Here is a 17572-nt window from a genome sequence, read left to right as displayed (position 1 = left end):
ACATGCCGGACGCACCGGTACCGCCGCCGGACCCGCTCGCCGGACTGATCCGCGCGCTGCGGGACTGCGGTCTCGACCCCGACGGCGCCGGGCTGGCCGACGCCCTGTGGCTCGCCAGGTTTTCCCGGCCGGTGGGAGAGCCCGGCGACGACGGCGGCACCGGGTCGAGGCCGGCCGCCGTCGGCCGGCCCGGACGGGAACACCAGGGTGGCGTACGGCATGCCACCGGGCGGCAAGGCGCCCGGGAAGCGGGGGAGAGGGAGGCGGAGGACGCCGACGGCGGCCGGGCGGCGCGGGAAGCCCCGGGCGGCGCGCCGGTGCCCGGGACCCGGACCCCCGCCGAGGAAGGCCCGCCGGGCAGCACGGTCCGCCTGTACGCCGACCCGGCCGGATCCGGTCCCCGGCTGCCGCCCGGGCCCCTCTCGCCGGTCGGCGTCCCGGAACCGGGCGTCCTCCCCGGCCTGCTCGAACTCGAACGCGCCCTGCGGCCACTGCAGCGCTACCGCTCAGGGGCCCGGCCGCTGCCCGGAGAGCTGGACGAGACGGCCACCGTGGAGCGCAGCGCCCGAGCCGGCGGCGTCCTGCTGCCGGTGTTCCGGCCGCGCCCGCGCTCGGGCGCCGAACTGCGGCTCCTCATCGACGCCACTCCCGCCACCCGGGTGTGGCAGCGGCTGCTCTCCGAGCTCGCCGGGGTCTTCACCAGGCTGGGCGCCTTCCGGGACGTCCAGGTGCATCATCTCCACGAGTCTCCCGACGGGCGGCCGGCGGTCAGCAGCAGCTTCGAGCCGGGTGCCGCAGCGCTGCGCCCGGTCAACCAGCTCGTCGACCCCACCGGCGCCACCGTGACCGTCATGGTCAGCGACTGCGCCGGACCGCTGTGGCGCAGCGGGCAGATCCACCGGCTGCTGCACCGGCTGGCCGGCCACGCCCCGGTGGCGGTGGTGCAGCCGCTGCCGCCGCGGTTGTGGGCCCGCACCCGGCTGCCCGCCTCCCACGGGACCCTGGCCCGCGGCGACGGGCCCGCGGGCGGGGTCCGGCTGCGCTTCACCCCGGAGAGTCCCGCCGTCCGGCCGCCTCCCGGTGCCGTGCCGGTGCCGCTGCTGCCGCCCACCGCCGCCGCGCTGAACGCGTGGGCCCGGCTGCTGTCGGGCAGTGGCGGCGGCCCGGTGCGCGCCGCCGTCGGCTGGGTGAGCGCCGCCCGGCCGCCCGCCCCGCGGGCCCGCGGACGCGCCCCGCTCACCCCCGCCGCCAGGGTCGGCAGGTTCCGCTCCACCGCATCGCCGGGCGCCGTCCGGCTGATGGTGCAGCTGTCCGCCGCCCCGCTGTACCTGCCGGTGATGCAGCTGGTGCAGCGCACCATGCTGCCGGACTCCGGCCCGGCCGAGCTGTCGGAGGTGCTGCTCAGCGGGCTGCTGCGACGCCGCGAGGAGGAGGACGGAGGCGACGGCCGCTGGTACCGGTTCGCCGACGGTGTGCACGACGAACTGCTGCGGTCGCTCGGGCATGACGAGGCGCTGCTCGTCCTCAAGCACTGCTCGGCTTATGTGGAGGCGAACTTCGGCCGGGCCGGCCCGAACTTCCCCGCGCTGGCACTGGCCCAGCTCACCGGCGGCCCCGCCCCGCCCGGCGAGGGAACACCGCCTCCGGCCGCGGACGCCGCGGACCGGGGGGTGCGTGTGCCGCAGCCGTTCGCCGACGTGGCCGCCGAGGTGCTGCGCCGCTATCTGCCCGAATCCGCCTCCCGTCACACGGACCCGGCACCGGAGGCGGCCCCGCCCTCCGCGGCGGTGCGGCAGTCCCGCGCCCTGACCGCCCGCTTCGAGGGCGACGGCCGGGTCGGACACCTGCTGGACGCCGTGCGGCTGCTGCGCCGGGCCGCCGTCCGGCAGCGCGAGGACCGGACCGGAACCGACCCGGGGCTGTGGAGCGAGCTGGCCGGACAGCTGCTGCGGCTGTGGCGGGTGCAGGGGGAGACGGCGCTGCTTGCCGAGGCGCAGGAGGCCGCGCGCACCGCCGCCTCGCACCCCGGCTCGGTGCCGGCCCGGACGGTACTGGCGAGGGTCCTGGACGCCGCGGCACAGGAGCGGCGGGCGGCGGGCGACCCGGAACGCGCCCTGGAGCTGTGGAGGCGCTCGGACCGGGAGTTCGCCGCGGTCTGCGCGACACCGGGACTGCCGCGCAGGGAGGCGGTGGACCTCGTCCTGGAGCGGGTCCGGGTACTGGAGGAGCAGTGGCGGCTGGGCGCGGACACCGCGCTGCTCCAGGAGAGCGTCGGCATGCTGGAGGCGATGGCGGACGCCTGGCCGGACGGGGAGGCGCGGCCGGCCGGGCTCGCGCTGGCCAGGGGCCGGGCCCTGCTGCACCTGGCCGGCGCGGCCGGGGACGGGGAGCGGGCCCTGGTGAACGCCGAGCAGGCGGCGGTCTGGCTCGCGGAGGGGTGCCGGGCGCTGCGGGAGGTTCCCGCCCCGCCGGGTGAACAGGCGGCTGCCCTTCTGCAGCTGGTCGACGCCCTGCTGCTGACGGCGTACGGCTGGACCGCGGCGGGGGAGCACGTCTCGCTCGCGCTCTCGCTGGCCGGCCCCGATCAGCGGGCCGGCTGCCTGGTGCGGTCCGGCCGGCTGGAGATTCGGTGGTACCGGGCCGACCGGGACCCCGCCAGGCTGGAGCGGGCGGCCGGACAGTTCGCCCTGGCGGGACGGTCGGTGGCCCGCGACCGGCCCGAGTACAGCGACCTGCTGGCCGAGTGGGGCGCGGCGGTGCTGGAGCGGGCCGCGCTTCCCGACGGCGCCGGATTCGTCTCCCGGGCGGTGCGGGTGCTGCGGGACTGCCGCACCGAGACCCCGGCCGAGGACCCCAGGACCCCGGACCGGCTGCTGCTGCTCGGACGGGCGCTGACCGTGCGCTACCGGCACGCGGCCGATCTCGTCGACCTGCGGGAGGCCGAACACCTCTTCGCGCTCGCCGCGCAGTCCGCCGGAACCGCACTCGTCCGCGCCCGGGCCTTCCACGCACTCGGGGACACCTTCCGCCGGGCCCACCGGCACACCCGCAGGGCGTTCCGGCTGGACCGGGCGGCCGAGGCGTACCGCAACGCGGCGGTGGCGGCGCAGGAGGCCGCCGGCGCTCCGGCGTCCGCGCGGCAGGCCCGTGAGGCTGTGCGGCTGGCCGCCTCGGCCTGCCGCCGCCGGGGCGAGATGTACGAGGCGGCCGCCCGGCCGCGGGCCGCGGCGGACGCCTACCGGGCGGCGCTCGGCTGGTGGCGCCGCCTGCCGGACGGCCCCGGAGAGGAGGCGGAGCGCACCGCTGACCGGCTCCGGGCACTGGAGGACGAGGGGTAGGAGGCGCGGAGCGCGGGCGGCGCGTGCTCCCCGCGCTCCCGACGTCCCCGCGCCGGCGCGTTTCCGCTCGGTGCCACCCGGGAATCCCCGCTGCGCCGAGCGCGCGGGGCCCGGGGCGCGCCCGCGGGCCGCACAGGCGCGGACCGGGCGGACAGGACGGAGGTGGCGCGGTGACGCGACGGGACGACGTGGGGGAGGACCCGGGCCGGACGGCCGGGCCGGGCAGCGGGGATCCGTCCGCCGCGGGGGAGACCACCGGGGAGCCCGCGGAGGCGGTGCTGCCGGACCTTCCGGACCTGCTGGGGCTGGGCCTGGAGGAACTGCGCCGGCTCGACCACCCGGTGCTGGCCGAGGTGCTGCGGGAACTGCGGGAGCGGGTGGTCGGCCGCCCGGAGCGGCTGTGGGCGTTCGACCAGGCGGCCTACGAGCCGCCGGCCGTTCCGGAAGAGGAGGTTTTCGGTCCGATCCGGCACTGAACGCGTCGGATCGGGGCGGGGTCCGTTTCACCGCGGCGGCAGGGGACAAGTGCTGCCCGGGGGAGCCGGACGGGGGCGGGGCCGGACACGGTCGCGGGGGCGGAGGGAAGCGGAGTGCCGACAGCGGGTGGAGCGGGTGGTCAGGAGCCGGCCGGGCCGGACGCCGCACCGCCACGAGCCCCCGGGGCGCCCACGGAGCCCTTCCGGCAGTTCGTCGTCAAGGTGGCCGGACGCTGCGACCTGGCCTGCCGCTACTGCTACATGTACTTCGCCGCGGACACCGGCTGGCGTGGCCGGCCCGCCGCCGCGCCGCCGGACGTCCTGCGGCAGACCGCCCGCCGGATCGCCGAGCACGCCGCCGCGCACGGCCTGCCGGAGATTTCACTGGTCCTGCACGGCGGCGAGCCGCTGCTGGCCGGGGCGGGCCGGCTGGGGGAGTTCGTGGACCTGGTGCGCCGGCTGGTGCCCGGCGGGTGCGTGGTGCACGCCGGCGTGCAGACGAACGGAACGCTGCTGACCGAGGACCGGCTCCGCGTGCTCGCCGCACACCGGATACGGGTCGCTCTCAGCGTGGACGGCGGACTGCCGGAGCACAACCGGCTCCGGGTGGACCACGCGGGCCGTCCCGCCTGGCCCCGGATCCACCGTGGGCTCCGTCTGCTCGCCGCTCACCCGGACTCCTGGGCCGGACTGGTGTGCGTCGTCGACCCGCGGACCGACCCGGCCGGGGTATACCGCTCGCTGCTGGCCTGGGAGCCGCCCTCGCTGGCCTTTCTCCTGCCGCACGGCAACTGGAGCCGCCCCCCGCCGGGCCTGCCGGCCGGTGCGGACCGGCCCGCCCCGTACGCCGACTGGCTGTGCGCCGTGTTCGACCGGTGGTGGGACGCGGACCGCCGCCGTACCCGGATCAGGCTCTTCCAGGAATGCGTCGCGCTGCTGCTGGGCGCCCCCGCCGCGACCGAGTCGCTGGGGCTGGCACCGTTCACCGCCGTCGTGGTGAACGACGACGGTGCCATCGAGCAGTCCGACGTCCTGCGGACGGCGTACGACGGGGCTGCCGCCACCGGCCTGGACGTCTTCCGGCACAGTTTCGACCGGGTGCTGGAGCATCCCGGTGTGGCCGCCCGGCAGTCCGGCCTCGCCGCCCTGTGCGGCCGGTGCCGCGCCTGCCCGGTGGTCCGCGTCTGCGGCGGCGGCCACTACGCGCACCGGTACCGCGAGGGGCACGGCTTCCGCAACCCGTCCGTCTACTGCCCGGACCTCGCGAGGTTCATCGGACACGTCGCCGGGCGCCTGGCCGAGGCGGCTCCGGCGTGACGGCCGCTCCCGGCGTCCGGGAGATCCAGGGACTCGGCAGCACCGACGCCGACCCCGGTGTGCTCACCCTGCTGGCGCAGCGTCAGCGGACCCGGCGCCTGCTGCTGTTCCGGGTGCTGCTGGACGCGGTGGCCGCCGCTCCCCGGTCCGTCCTGCCGCCCGGAGCCGCCGCACCGGCCCGCGACCACTGCGCGCTGCTGGAGGCCGCCGACCGGGCCGGCGCCGGCCGGGCCCGCCGCGTGCTGTTCTATCCGCTGGCCGGGCCGTGGGCCGAACACTGCCTGCGCCTGCTGCACCACCGGCCCGGGGAACCCCCGCGCCCCGGAGGTCCGGACCCGGTGCCGGCCGCCGTGGCCCACCTGGGGGGAGTGCTCGCCGTCGCCGCGCCCCCCGCCGGACTCGGCTTCAGCACCTCGGTCCCGGTCCACGGCAGCCGGCTCGTGCTGCCCACCCTGGGCGCGCTGCACTGCCCGGTGCCCGACGGCACCGCGGTGACACTGTGGTCCGGCGGTGACACGCTGGTCGTCAGCGCCCCGGGATTACCCGCCGCCGGGCTGCGCCGGGACGGACACGGCGGGCTCACCGGGGACCCGCGCTGGCGCCCGCTGCACCGGCTCACCGGCGGCCCCCGCCCGGTGGTCCTGGACGATCTGGACCCCGGGGGCACCGCGGGGCCCGCCGGCCTCGCCCCCGGTGCCCGGCCAGGCACCGTCCGGGAGCCGCTGGACCGTGCCGCGCGGGAACGCTGGCGGGGAGCGTGGCGGGAGGCCCTGCCGCTGCTGCGCCGCGGAGGTGCCGCCCGGATGGCCGAACTGGCGCTGCTGGACTGCATCGTGCCGCTGACGGCCCCCGGCGGCGGAGCCGGCGCCGGGGCCCATGCCAGCGGCACGCGGGCCGAGGCGTTCGGCGCCGTCCTGTCCAGCCTGCCGGTCACTCCCGTGCTGCTGGCGGCCGGACTGGTGCACGAACTGCAGCACGCCAAGCTCGCCGCGCTCGGCGAGCTGCTCGGCCTGCACCGTGCCGGCGACGAGGCGCGGTACTGGGCACCCTGGCGCCCGGACCCCAGACCCTTCGACGGGCTGCTGCACGGCGCATACGCCCATCTCGCGCTGGCGGACTTCTGGCAGCGCCTGGCACAGGAGTGCGACGATCCGCTGCTGTGCGACCAGGCGTGGGCCGCGCACGCCCGCTGCCGCGCGCAGGTGGGCGCCGTCCTGCCGGTCCTGCACGGCTCGCGTCACCTCACCGCGGCCGGCCGTACCTTCGTCTCCGCGATGGCCGCGCGCCACCGGGAACTGTGCGGCAGGCCGCCGCCGCACGGACACCTGGTCCGGGCCCTCGCCTACGTGGACACCGCCCGGACCATCTGGAGCCGGCGGTATGCCCGGGGGACGGTTGACTGACGGCCCGCCGGTGTATGTTCCCTGCACGGCATGTGACGGCCCGTCACGCAGCGATGCCCGGGGCCCGGCCGCGAACGACCCGAGAGTCCGCACGAGAAGAGAACCGACCGCATCATCCGCTACGAGGGAGAGGGCCGGATGACCGCAGAAGAGGCACCGGGCCCGGCCGCCGGTGGGCCGCAGATCACCATCAGCTACGCCGGCTTCAACAGGGCCTGGGCCGCGTGGATCGCCGACCGCCTGGAGCGTCATGGCTGCCGGGTGATCCAGGAGCGGTGGGACCCGTCCGCCGACGTGCCGCTGGAGGACGCCCTGCGGGACCTGATGTACGCCGACGGCCACATTCTGGTGGTGCTCAGCGACTGGTACTTCCAGCTCGGCCCGCGCACCACCGAGGCGTGGAACACGGCGCTGCGCACCGTCGTGGCGCCCAACGGCCGCCGGTTCACCGCGGTGTCCGTCACCACCGGACCGATGCCCTCGGCGGTGACGGCGTTCGGCGGGGCCGCCCAGCTGTGGGGCGTCGGCGCCCGGGAGGCCGAACGCCGGCTGCTGACCAGGCTGGGCATCGCCCCCGCGGCGGACGAGCAGGCCGACGGCATCGTGCGCCCCCGCGCCCGCTTTCCCTACGAGCAGCCCCGTGTCTGGGGCGGCGTGCCGCGCCGGAACATCCGTTTCACCGGCCGTGAGACGGCCCTGCAGGCGGTCTACCGGCGGCTCCAGGAGTCGGGCACGGTCACCCTGCTGGGAATGTCGGGGGTGGGGAAGAGCCAGATCGCCGCCGAGTTCGTCTACCGCTTCAGCTCGGACTACGACGTGGTGTGGTGGGTGCCGGCCGACCAGCGGGGCACCCTGCGCCAGCGGCTGGCCGAACTCGCCCCCGCCCTCGGGCTGACCACCGGACCCGAGTACGGGGAGCGGCTGCGCGCGGTCCGCGACGCGCTCCGGCGCAGCGCGCCCAACTCCCGCTGGCTGATCGTCCTGGACGGCGCCGACGAGCCCGAGGCCATCGCCGACCTGGTGCCCGAGGGGTCCGGGCACGTCCTCATCACCTCGCAGAACCGCCGGTGGGACGACTACTACAGCTCCCTGCTGGAGGTGCCGGTCTACCAGCGCGGTGAGAGCGTCGCCTTCGTCCGCCGCCGTGCGCGGCGCATCGAGGCGGAGGAGGCGGACATGCTCGCCGAGGCGCTCGGCGACCTGCCGCTTGCGCTGGACCAGACGGCCGGGGCGCTGAACGACACCACCATGCCCGTGGCGCAGTACGTCGGTCTGCTGCGGGCCGGGGCGGACGTCGAAGTGGGGCTGCGCGTCTCGCCCGACTTCCCGATGACCTACTACACCACCTTCTCGATACTCCTGAACCGGCTGCGCGAGACGGTGCCCGAGGCGGTGGACCTGCTGCGGCTGTGCGTGTTCTTCGCCCCCGGCCCCGTGCCGCTGCGGCTGCTGCGCGACACCCCCCTCCGGGACCTGCCGGAGCGGCTGTCCTCACTGATGGAGGACCCGCTGCGGTGGAGTGCCGCGGTCGCCAAACTGGTGCAGTACTCGGTGGTCCACCGGGAGGCCCACGAGGGCGGGGAGCCGGGCAGCGAGCCGGAGACCCTGCATGTGCACCGGATGGTCCACCAGGCGGTGCGGGCCGGGATGTCGGAGGAGGACCGCGACACCTTCTCCCGGGTGGTCCGCCGGGCCCTGGCCGCGGCCGACCCGCGTCAGCCCTCCGATCCGCGGCTGTGGCCGCGCTTCGCCGAACTGGTGCCGCACCTGGAGGCTTCCGGAGCGCTGCACAGCACCCACCGCGAGATGCAGCGTCTGATCATCAACTGTCTGCGCTACCTGTACCTGTCGGGGGAGTACCGGGGCGGGGTCCACCTGGCCGAGCGGGCCGACCGGGCCTGGCGCGAGGTGCTCGGCGAGAACGACCCGCTGCTGTGGGACCTCGCCTCGCACCACGCCACGGCGCTGCGCGCCACCGGGGCGTACGCCCGCACCGCGCGGATCAACCGGGAGGTGATCCGCCATCTCACGGCCGAGCGGGGACCGCGGGACCTCGGGGTGCTGCGGGCCCAGGACGGTCTGGCCGCCGACCTGCGGGGGCTGGGCAGGTACCAGGAGGCGTGGGAGACCGGCCGGCAGGTGCTCGGCGGATACCTGGAGCTGGTGGGGGAGTCCGACACCCGCACCCTGAACGCGCAGAACAACCTCGCCGTGACCCTGCGGCTGCTGGGCCGGTACGGCGAGGCGCTGGAACTGGACCGCAAGACCCTGGAGGCGCGCCGGGCGGCCCTCCACCCGCGGCACGGCTGGTCGCTGTCCTCGGAGACGAACTACGCGCTGGACCTGCGGCTGCTGGGCCGCTACGAGGAGGCGCTGTCGATCCAGGAACGCAACTCCGACCTGCACCGCACCGTTCTCGGCGCGGACAACCCGCAGACCCTGCGCAGCGAACTCAACCTCGGCATGTGCCTGCACCGCAACGGTGACCGGGCCGCGGCCGGCCCGCGGCTGGCCGGGCTGCTGGAGCGGGCCCAGCGGGTGCTGGGCGAGGACTCCCCGCTCACCCTGCGGGCCGCCGCCTGCTACGCCTGCGTGCAGCGGGCCCACGGCGACACCGACCTGGCCCGGAGGATCGGCGAGGACACCCTGGACCGCTACCGCCGCTCCCTCGGGCCCGGCCACCCCTTCACGGTCGGCACGGCGGCCAACCACGCCTTGCTGCTGCGCACCGCCGGGGAGCTGGAGCAGTCCCTGGCGCTGGCCGAGGAGTGCCTGGAGGGCATGACCGCGGCCGTCGGACCGGACCATCCGTGGACGGTGGGCGTCGCGCTGGACGTCGCCGTGGGCCGAAACCTGGAGGGCGACCCGGAGCGGGCCGCCGGACTGAACCGGGAGAACGTGCGCAGGGCCTCGGCCACCCTGGGCGCGGAGCATCCGCTGACGCTGTCCTGCATGCTGGCGCTCGCCTCCGACCTGCGGGCGCTGCGGCGGCGCCAGGAGGCGGAAAGAACGGAGCGGGAGGCGCTCGCCGGGCTCGGCCGCACCCTGGGCCCGCAGCACCCGCATACCGTCTCAGGGCGGTCCCGGGTCCCGGTGTACTGGGACTTCGAGCCCATGCTGACCTGACCTGCCTGGCCGGCCTGACCGTCATCCGCCACGGCAACGCCCCGGGGCGCGTGCCCTCCGCGAGGAAGGACACGCGCCCCGGGGCGTGCCGCCCGGCACCACCGGTGCCGGGCGGGAAACCGGCCTACAGGTCGAAGACCTCGTTGACCAGCTGCTGCTGCTCCGCCTGGTGGCGCTTGGCCGAGCCGACCGCCGGGGAGGAGGACGACGGGCGCGAGACCCGCCGCAGCCGGTCGGCGTTCGGCACCGGCTCGGAGCCGATGATCAGGTCCAGGTGGTCGACCAGGTTGAGCGCGATGAACGGCCACGCGCCCTGGTTGGCCGGCTCCTCCTGGGCCCACACGAACTTCCCGGCCCCGCGGTACTTGGCCATCTCCGCCTGGACCTCCTCGCTGGGCAGCGGGTAGAGCCGCTCCAGCCGGATCAGCGCGGTGTCCGTCACGCCCCGGCGGGTCCGCTCGGCGTCCAGGTCGTAGTAGACCTTGCCGGAGCAGAACACCACCTTGCGGACGTTCTCCGGCTCCACCCGGGTGTCGGGGATCAGCGGCCGGAAGCCGCCGGTGGTGAAGTCCTCCGCCTGGGAGGCGGCCGCCTTCAGCCGCAGCATCGACTTCGGGGTGAAGACGATCAGCGGCTTGTGGTGCGGGTTGTGGACCTGCCAGCGCAGCAGGTGGAAGTAGTTCGCCGGGGTGGTCGGGACCGCCACCGTCATGCTGTTCTGGGCGCACAGCTGGAGGAACCGCTCGATGCGGCCGGAGGAGTGGTCCGGCCCCTGGCCCTCGTAGCCGTGCGGCAGCAGCAGCGTGACGCCGGAGGTCTGGCCCCACTTCTGCTCGGCCGAGGAGATGAACTCGTCGATGGTGATCTGCGCGCCGTTGCCGAAGTCGCCGAACTGCGCCTCCCACATCACCAGCGCCTCGGGCCGGGCCAGCGAGTAGCCGTACTCGAAGCCCATCGCCGCGTACTCGCTCAGCAGCGAGTCGTAGACGTTGAACCGCGCCTGGTCCTCGGACAGGTACAGCAGCGGGGTGTAGTCCTCGCCGGTGTTCCGGTCGATGAGCACCGCGTGCCGCTGGCCGAAGGTGCCGCGCCGGGAGTCCTGGCCGGCCAGCCGCACCGGCGTGCCCTCCATCAGCAGCGAGCCGATGGCCAGGGTCTCGCCCATCGCCCAGTCGATCGTGCCGTCCTCGATCATGGCCGCGCGGCGCTGCATCTGGGGCAGCAGGCGCGGGTGGACGGTGATCCGGTCGGGGATGTTGACCTGCGACTCGGCGATCCGCTTGACGACCTCGTAGCTGACCGCGGTCTCCACGGCCACCGGGAACTCCGCCTGCGGGGCGGGGACCTCGGCGGGGGCCGGGCTGTCGGTGGCCTCCCGGACCTCCTTGAAGACCTTCTCCAGCTGGCCCTGGAAGTCCTGGAGCGCCTGCTCGGCCTCCTCCAGGGTGATGTCGCCCCGGCCGATCAGCGACTCGGTGTACAGCTTGCGCACCGAGCGCTTCTTGTCGATCAGGTCGTACATCAGCGGCTGGGTGAAAGAGGGGTTGTCCGTCTCGTTGTGCCCGCGGCGGCGGTAGCACACCAGGTCGATGACGACGTCCTTGTTGAACGCCTGGCGGTACTCGAAGGCGAGCCGGGCCACCCGGCACACCGCCTCCGGGTCGTCGCCGTTGACGTGGAAGATCGGCGCCTCGATCATCCGCGCGACATCGGTGCAGTACATCGAGGACCGGGCGGCGGCGGCCGTGGCCGTGTAGCCGACCTGGTTGTTGATGACGATGTGCACCGTGCCGCCGCAGCGGTAGCCGCGCAGCTGGGACATGTTCAGGGTCTCGGCCACCACGCCCTGGCCGGCGAACGCCGCGTCGCCGTGGATCAGGATCGGCAGCACGGTGAAGTCGGTGCCGCCCTTGCCGATGATGTCCTGCTTGGCCCGCGCCACACCCTCGACGACCGGGTCGACGGCCTCCAGGTGGGAGGGGTTGGCGGTCATCGTGACCTTGATCTGCTCACCGTTGAGCCCGGTGAAGGTGCCCTCGGTGCCCAGGTGGTACTTCACGTCGCCGGAGCCGTGCATCGACTTCGGGTCGAGGTTTCCCTCGAACTCGCGGAAGATCTGGGCGTAGGACTTGCCGACCACGTTGGCCAGGACGTTGAGCCGGCCGCGGTGCGCCATGCCGATGACGGCCTCGTCCAGCTCGGCCGCCGCGGCCTCGTCCAGCACGGAGTCCAGCAGCGGGATGACGGTCTCGCCGCCCTCCAGGGAGAACCGCTTCTGGCCGACGTACTTGGTCTGCAGGAAGGTCTCGAACGCCTCGGAGGCGTTGAGGCGGCGCAGGATGCGCAGCTGCTCCTCGCGCTCCGGCGGGGTGTGCGGACGCTCCACGCGGTCCTGGATCCAGCGGCGCTCCTTGGGGTCCTGGATGTGCATGTACTCGATGCCGGTGGTGCGGCAGTACGAGTCACGCAGCACGCCCAGGATGTCGCGCAGCTTCAGGACGGACTTCCCCGCGAAGCCGCCGACGGCGAACTCCCGCTCCAGGTCCCACAGGGTGAGCCCGTGCTCCTTGATGTCCAGGTCGGGGTGCTTGCGCTGCTTGTACTCCAGCGGGTCGGTGTCGGCCATCAGGTGGCCGCGGACCCGGTAGGAGTGGATCAGGTCGAAGACCCGGGCGGCCTTGGTGACCTCGTCGTCGTGGCTGACGTCGATGTCGCGGTTCCAGCGGACCGGCTCGTAGGGGATCCGCAGCGCCTCGAAGATGTCGTCGTAGAAGCCGTTCTCGCCCAGCAGCAGCTGACTCATGATCCGCAGGAACTCGCCGGAGGCGGCGCCCTGGATCACCCGGTGGTCGTAGGTGCTGGTCAGCGTCATGATCTTGGAGATGCCCAGCTTGTTCAGGGTGTCCTGTGAGGTGCCCTGGAACTCGGCCGGGTACTCCATCGCGCCCACGCCCAGGATCAGGCCCTGGCCGGGCATCAGCCGCGGCACCGAGTGCACGGTGCCGATGCCGCCCGGGTTGGTCAGCGAGGCGGTGACGCCGGAGAAGTCCTCCATGGTCAGCTTGCCGTTCCTGGCCCGCCGCACGATGTCCTCGTAGGCCTGCCAGAACTCGAAGAAGCTGAGCCTCTCCGCCTTCTTGATCCCGGCGACCACGAGCTGCCGGTCACCGCCCGGCTTCACCAGGTCGATGGCCAGGCCCAGGTTGATGTGCTCGGGCTTGACCAGGGTGGGCTTGCCGTCCCTCTCGGCGTACGAGTGGTTCATCGACGGCATCGCCTTGAGCGCCTGCACCATGGCGTACCCGATGAGGTGGGTGAAGGAGACCTTCCCGCCCCGGGCGCGCTTGAGGTGGTTGTTGATGACGATGCGGTTGTCGAACAGCAGCTTCACCGGGACGGCCCTGACGGACGTGGCTGTCGGCAGGTCCCGGGAGGCGTTCATGTTCCTGACGACGGCGGCGGCCGGGCCGCGCAGCGGCACGTACTCGGTGCCGGCGCCCTCCTGCTTCGCGGCGGGCCCGTCCTTCGCGGCGGGCTTCGCCTTGGCCTTGGCGGGCTCGGGAGCGGGCCGGGCGGCCGGCTCGGCCGGCACGGGCTTCGCGGCGGGCTTCGCCGCCGGGGCGGGTGCCGCTTCCCTCTCCGGAGCCGCGGCCCGGCCGCCGGTGGGCGCGGCCTCACCGCCGCCCGGGGGGGCGGAGGGCGCCGCGGCTCCGGCGCCGTTCTGCTCGCCCTGCCGGTCCGCGGAGGCGGCACCGGGCTTGTAGTCGGCGAAGAAATCCCACCAGGCTCGGTCCACCGAGTTCGGGTCCTGGAGGTACTGCTGGTAGATCTCGTCGACGAGCCACTCATTGGCACCGAAGCCCGCGGCCGGGCTCTTGCCCGGTCCGGCCTGTTCGGTGGAGACACTCGAGGTATTCGGGGACTGTGGCGACACGGCGGCAACCGCCCTCTTCCGCTCCGCAAGGTGATGGACAGCGGGAATCAAGGCTACGCCTGATCCGGCCTCGGCGCAGGGTCCCCCCTGTCAGTCGTCGCGCAGATCACATTCCGCAGAGTGTTTCGGGGGGTGAACCGGTGGGAAAACCGAGAGGTTCGGCCGCGTGCGGCATCGACTGGGAAAGCCGTGGCCACCGGCCGGGTGGCCGCCGCCGACCCTATGTCAACCGCCGGCCGGCCGGTGCCCCGGGAGGGTCAGCCGGATGCGGCAGCCCTTCCGGGACTCGGCCACGCCGATGGTGCCGCCGTGCAGGTCCACCGCCCAGCGGGCGATGGCGAGACCGAGGCCGGTGCCGCCGTCCCGGGGGCCGGACCCTTCGGTGCCGGCCCGCCCGAAGCGCTCGAAGACGATCTGGCGCTGCGCGTGCGGGATGCCCGGGCCTTCGTCCTGGACCTCCAGGACCAGGCTCCCGGGCTGCTGCCCGGGCCGGGCCCGGACACTGACCCGGCCGTTCGGAGGGCTGTGCTTGACCGCGTTGTCGACCAGGTTGGTCACCACCTGGTCCAGGCGCTCCGGGTCCGCGTGCGCGGTCAGGGTGCTCGGCAGCACGTCCAGGTGGAGGCGCACGTCCGTGCGGTCCCGGCCGCGGCCCAGCGCCATGTTGGCCTCGCTGAGGACCCCGAGCAGGTACGGCTCCACCAGGAAGCCGCGCGGCTGGAGCGGGACGACGCCGTTCTCCAGCCGGGAGAGATCGAGCAGCTGTTCGACGAGTCGGCCCAGTCGTTCCGTCTGCCGCAGGGCCAGGGCCATGGTGCGCGGGTCGGCCTCGGAGACCCCGTCGACCACGTTCTCCAGCACGGCCCGCAGCCCCGCGATCGGGGTCCGCAGCTCGTGCGAGACGTTCGCCACCAGTTCCTTGCGGTGCCGGTCCTCGGCCTGGAGATCGGCGGCCATGCGGTTGAACGCCTGCGCCAGGTCACCCAGCTCGTCCCGCCGGGCGACGCGGACCCGCCGGCCGTAGTCGCCGCGGGCCATCGCCCGCGCGGCCGCGGTCATCTCCGTCACCGGCGCCGCCAGGCCGTGCGCGACGAACTGGGTGACCAGCAGCGAGGCGATGATCGCGATGATGGCGATCATGCGCAGCTCGATGGCCGAGCGGTATGCCATGAGGATGAGCGCGGTGGTGATCGCCACCGAAAGGATCACCAGGGCGCCGAGCGCGGCCTTGACCGAGCGGAACGGGTCCAGGGGGCGCACCCCCTCCCAGACCCGGCGCCACCAGGGCAACTGGACGAGCTCGGGCACCTGGTCAGCCCTCGTCGGCCAGGGGACCCCGGACGGCGCTCTCGCCCGCGAACCCGGGAGGCGTCTCCAGGGCGTAGCCCACGCCGTGCACGGTCCGGATGCGCTCCGCCCCGATCTTGCGGCGCAGCGCCTTGACGTGGCTGTCGACCGTGCGGGTGCCGGAGGCGTCCGCCCAGTCCCACACCTCGGCCAGCAGCTGTTCCCTGGTGAGCACCGCGCGTGGGGAGCGGGCCAGGCACATCAGCAGGTCGAATTCGGTGGGGGTGAGGTGGATGTCCTTGCCGGCCGCCCGGACCCGGCGCTGCGTCCGGTCGATCTCCAGGTCGCCCAGGCGGACGCTGCCCGGCCGCGGGGTGGTGGCGGCCACGGCCGCCCGTTCCACCCGGCGCAGCAGGACGTGGGTCCGGGCGACCAGTTCGCGCATGGAGAACGGCTTGGTCATGTAGTCGTCCGCACCCACGCCGAGCCCGACGAGCATGTCGGTCTCGTCGTCCCGGGCCGTCAGCATGAGAACCGGCACCGGGCGCTGGGCCTGCACGCGGCGGCAGACCTCCAGGCCGTCGAAGCCGGGGAGCATGACGTCCAGGACGAGCAGGTCCGGCTGCCAGGCCACGGCGGTCTCCACGGCCGCCGGGCCGTCCGCCGCGGTCTGGACGAGGAAGCCCTCGGCACGGAGCCGGGCGGCGATGGCGTCGACGATGGTGGGGTCATCCTCGACGACCAGGACCCGGCGCTGGGCGCCGGGTGTGGTGGCGGTGGTGGTGTTGTGGGCCCGTTCCCGGGCCTCGGGGTCGGTCCGGTCCTCCGGCTGTTCGGCCGGCAGAGCCCGGTCCGACGGTTGCGATCTGGTGTCTGTCTGATCCATCGTTGTCCCGCCCCGGGATGTCGTACGGCGCCAGTCGGCTGGATCTGGCTGTCACGTCTGCAGATGAACGCTGGCAGCAGCGTAAAGGCCGGAACGGACCTGCGGCTACGCCACTCGGGTGGCGAGATGGATCGCATCGGGAACTCCCCGGACGACAGCAACCTCTTCGGTCCGAACCCTGCCGAATCCGGCATTCCGCAAGGAATCCTCGAATTCTTCCGATGGCTGCGCCGACCATACGGCGAGCACGCCGCCGCGCGTCAGCGCCCTCCGGCAGGCGGCCAGCCCGTCACCGGAGTAGAGCCCCGCGTTGTCCTCGGTCACGGTCCACTGCGGCCCGTTGTCGATGTCCAGGCACAGCGCGTCGTAGCGGGTGCCGGACGCGCGCAGGTGCGCCAGCAGGTCGGTGCGGAGAAGTCCGGTCCGCGGATCGGCGAGGGCCGCGGAGGTGATCGCGGACAGCGGGCCGGTGCGGTGCCAGTCGATGACGGCTTCCTCGCGTTCGGCCACCCGGATCAGGCCCCAGCGCGGCTCGGCGGCGGCCTCGGCGAGCGAGAAACCCACGCCGAGCCCGCCGATCAGCACCGAGGGGGAGCCGCGGTCGTCCAGCGCGTCCAGCGCGGCCCGGACGAGCAGCCGCTCGGAGCGGCCGTCGGAGGTGTCCATCAGGAAGCAGCCATTGGCGATGATCTGGAACAGGCCGCGGTGCCGGCGCAGCACCACCTCGCCGTGCGGTCCCTCCCGGCGGTCGAGGACGACGGGCCGCTCTCCGGAGGCATCCGAGGTGATCATGCTCCCATTCTTCCCGATCGGACGTGTCCGGGGCGCTGCGGTGTCCCGCTCACGGTCCTGCCGCCCGCAGTTCGGCCACGAGGGCCGTGGCGTCGTCGTGGATCTTCCCGCGCGGGAAGGCGGTGCCGCCCGGATCGGACCTCTCGGCCGCCCGCACCTGGCCGATGAGCGCCTCGGGTCCCTCCCCGGCCAGCAGGGCGAACAGCCGTCGCCAGCCGCCGAACCCGAAGACCTCCGTCCACCGGGTCGCGCCGTCGCTCAGGGCGGCCAGCCGGCGGACGCCCCCGGGGTGTACGGTTCCGGTCACCGCACGGCCGGCCACGGCGGGGTCGGCGGCCGCGGTGAAGAATCCGCCCTCGGTGTTGCGCGCCTCCTCGATGAAGGCGGCCCGCTGAGGGCCGGACGGCAGCCGCCGCGCCCGCGCCCGTACCGCGTCGAGCCGGTCGTCCAGCACCGCGCGCACCCCGCCGCCCGGCTCCTCCAGCAGCAGCACCGCGTCACTCAGCACCAGGTACTCCAGTCCGGCATCGCCCCAGCGTGCGGCGGCCACCGTGGCCTGCGGGGTGCGCGGGTGAGAAAGGTCACAGCCCGGCCGGTGTGTCGCGGCCGTCCGGCCGATGGCCTCGGCCAGGCAGCCGGCGAGCGGGACATCTGGGTGCGAAACGGAGAACCCGAGGAGCTCCCCGCCCAGCCTGGAGGTGAACCACGGCACGTCGTGGAGGCAGCCGGAGGGGCCCTGGGGAGGAGTCACGCCGTCCAGAAGTACGACGGCTCCACCGGCTCCTGAGGCGGGCAGGGCGGTGGCGGCGAAGTCCTCGTTGGGGGTGGCGGGGCTGCCGGGATCGGTGGCGTACCGGATGCGCATGACCGCAGTCTGCCGCACAGGCGAAGTGTGCGATATGCCCGATAGGTTCGGGCGTACGGGCGGATACTGCCAGGAGCGGCGCGCGAATTCCAGTCCGGGTGTTCTTCGGTCTTACTCCGTCTAATCTGCGGCTTGTCCGCCAACTCCC

The 17572-nt window shown here is 74.4% G+C and carries 10 protein-coding genes; 5 read left to right on the top strand and 5 right to left on the bottom strand.

From position 1 onward, the window contains the following. The first annotated feature begins 2 nt into the window (after positions 1-2). The 5 genes from ABD299_RS04305 (at position 3) to fxsT (ending at position 9660) form a co-directional block, all read left to right on the top strand. Positions 3-3338 carry an SAV_2336 N-terminal domain-related protein gene (locus tag ABD299_RS04305; RefSeq protein WP_344258947.1) on the top strand — a complete coding sequence of 1112 codons (3336 nt, stop codon included), beginning with the start codon at positions 3-5 and terminating at the stop codon, positions 3336-3338. Between the two features lie 170 nt (positions 3339-3508). Beyond that, positions 3509-3814, top strand: coding sequence for an FxSxx-COOH cyclophane-containing RiPP peptide (fxsA, locus tag ABD299_RS04300; RefSeq protein ID WP_344258946.1), 306 nt, complete (start codon positions 3509-3511; stop codon positions 3812-3814). A 114-nt stretch (positions 3815-3928) separates the two neighbouring features. Next, entirely contained in the window at positions 3929-5131 is a 1203-nt protein-coding gene (locus ABD299_RS04295) for an FxsB family cyclophane-forming radical SAM/SPASM peptide maturase (RefSeq protein ID WP_344258945.1), read from the top strand. Continuing rightward, positions 5128-6534 carry an aKG-HExxH-type peptide beta-hydroxylase gene (locus ABD299_RS04290; protein WP_344258944.1) on the top strand — a complete coding sequence of 469 codons (1407 nt, stop codon included), beginning with the start codon at positions 5128-5130 and terminating at the stop codon, positions 6532-6534. The genes ABD299_RS04295 and ABD299_RS04290 overlap by 4 nt, the downstream gene beginning before the upstream one ends. Before the next feature lie 138 nt (positions 6535-6672). Continuing rightward, positions 6673-9660: an FxSxx-COOH system tetratricopeptide repeat protein gene (fxsT, locus tag ABD299_RS04285; RefSeq protein WP_344258942.1), complete on the top strand. Its 2988-nt coding sequence runs from the start codon at positions 6673-6675 to the stop codon at positions 9658-9660. 124 nt (positions 9661-9784) lie between these two features. Here fxsT and ABD299_RS04280 read toward each other — a convergent pair whose 3' ends face one another. The 5 genes from ABD299_RS04280 to ABD299_RS04260 form a co-directional block, all read right to left on the bottom strand. Then, positions 9785-13594, bottom strand: a complete 3810-nt coding sequence (locus ABD299_RS04280) for a multifunctional oxoglutarate decarboxylase/oxoglutarate dehydrogenase thiamine pyrophosphate-binding subunit/dihydrolipoyllysine-residue succinyltransferase subunit (protein ID WP_344258941.1) — start codon at positions 13592-13594, stop codon at positions 9785-9787. A 225-nt stretch (positions 13595-13819) separates the two neighbouring features. After that, positions 13820-14902 carry a HAMP domain-containing sensor histidine kinase gene (locus tag ABD299_RS04275; RefSeq protein ID WP_344258940.1) on the bottom strand — a complete coding sequence of 361 codons (1083 nt, stop codon included), beginning with the start codon at positions 14900-14902 and terminating at the stop codon, positions 13820-13822. Between the two features lie 4 nt (positions 14903-14906). Further along, the gene (locus tag ABD299_RS04270; RefSeq protein ID WP_344258939.1) at positions 14907-15767 is read right to left on the bottom strand and encodes a response regulator transcription factor; all 861 of its coding nucleotides are present in this window, start codon (positions 15765-15767) and stop codon (positions 14907-14909) included. Positions 15768-15872: 105 nt separating this feature from the next. Next, positions 15873-16559, bottom strand: coding sequence for a spermidine synthase family protein (locus ABD299_RS04265; RefSeq protein WP_344258937.1), 687 nt, complete (start codon positions 16557-16559; stop codon positions 15873-15875). A 49-nt stretch (positions 16560-16608) separates the two neighbouring features. After that, a complete protein-coding gene (locus tag ABD299_RS04260) occupies positions 16609-17424 on the bottom strand; it encodes a hypothetical protein (protein WP_344258936.1) in 816 nt (271 codons plus the stop codon). Between the last annotated feature and the right edge of the window lie 148 nt (positions 17425-17572).

Source organism: Streptomyces sodiiphilus, assembly GCF_039529215.1.
Classification (GTDB): Bacteria; Actinomycetota; Actinomycetes; order Streptomycetales; family Streptomycetaceae; genus Streptomyces; species Streptomyces sodiiphilus.
The sequence above is the reverse complement of the archived record's forward strand: the minus strand, read 5'-3'. Positions and strand labels throughout refer to the sequence as shown.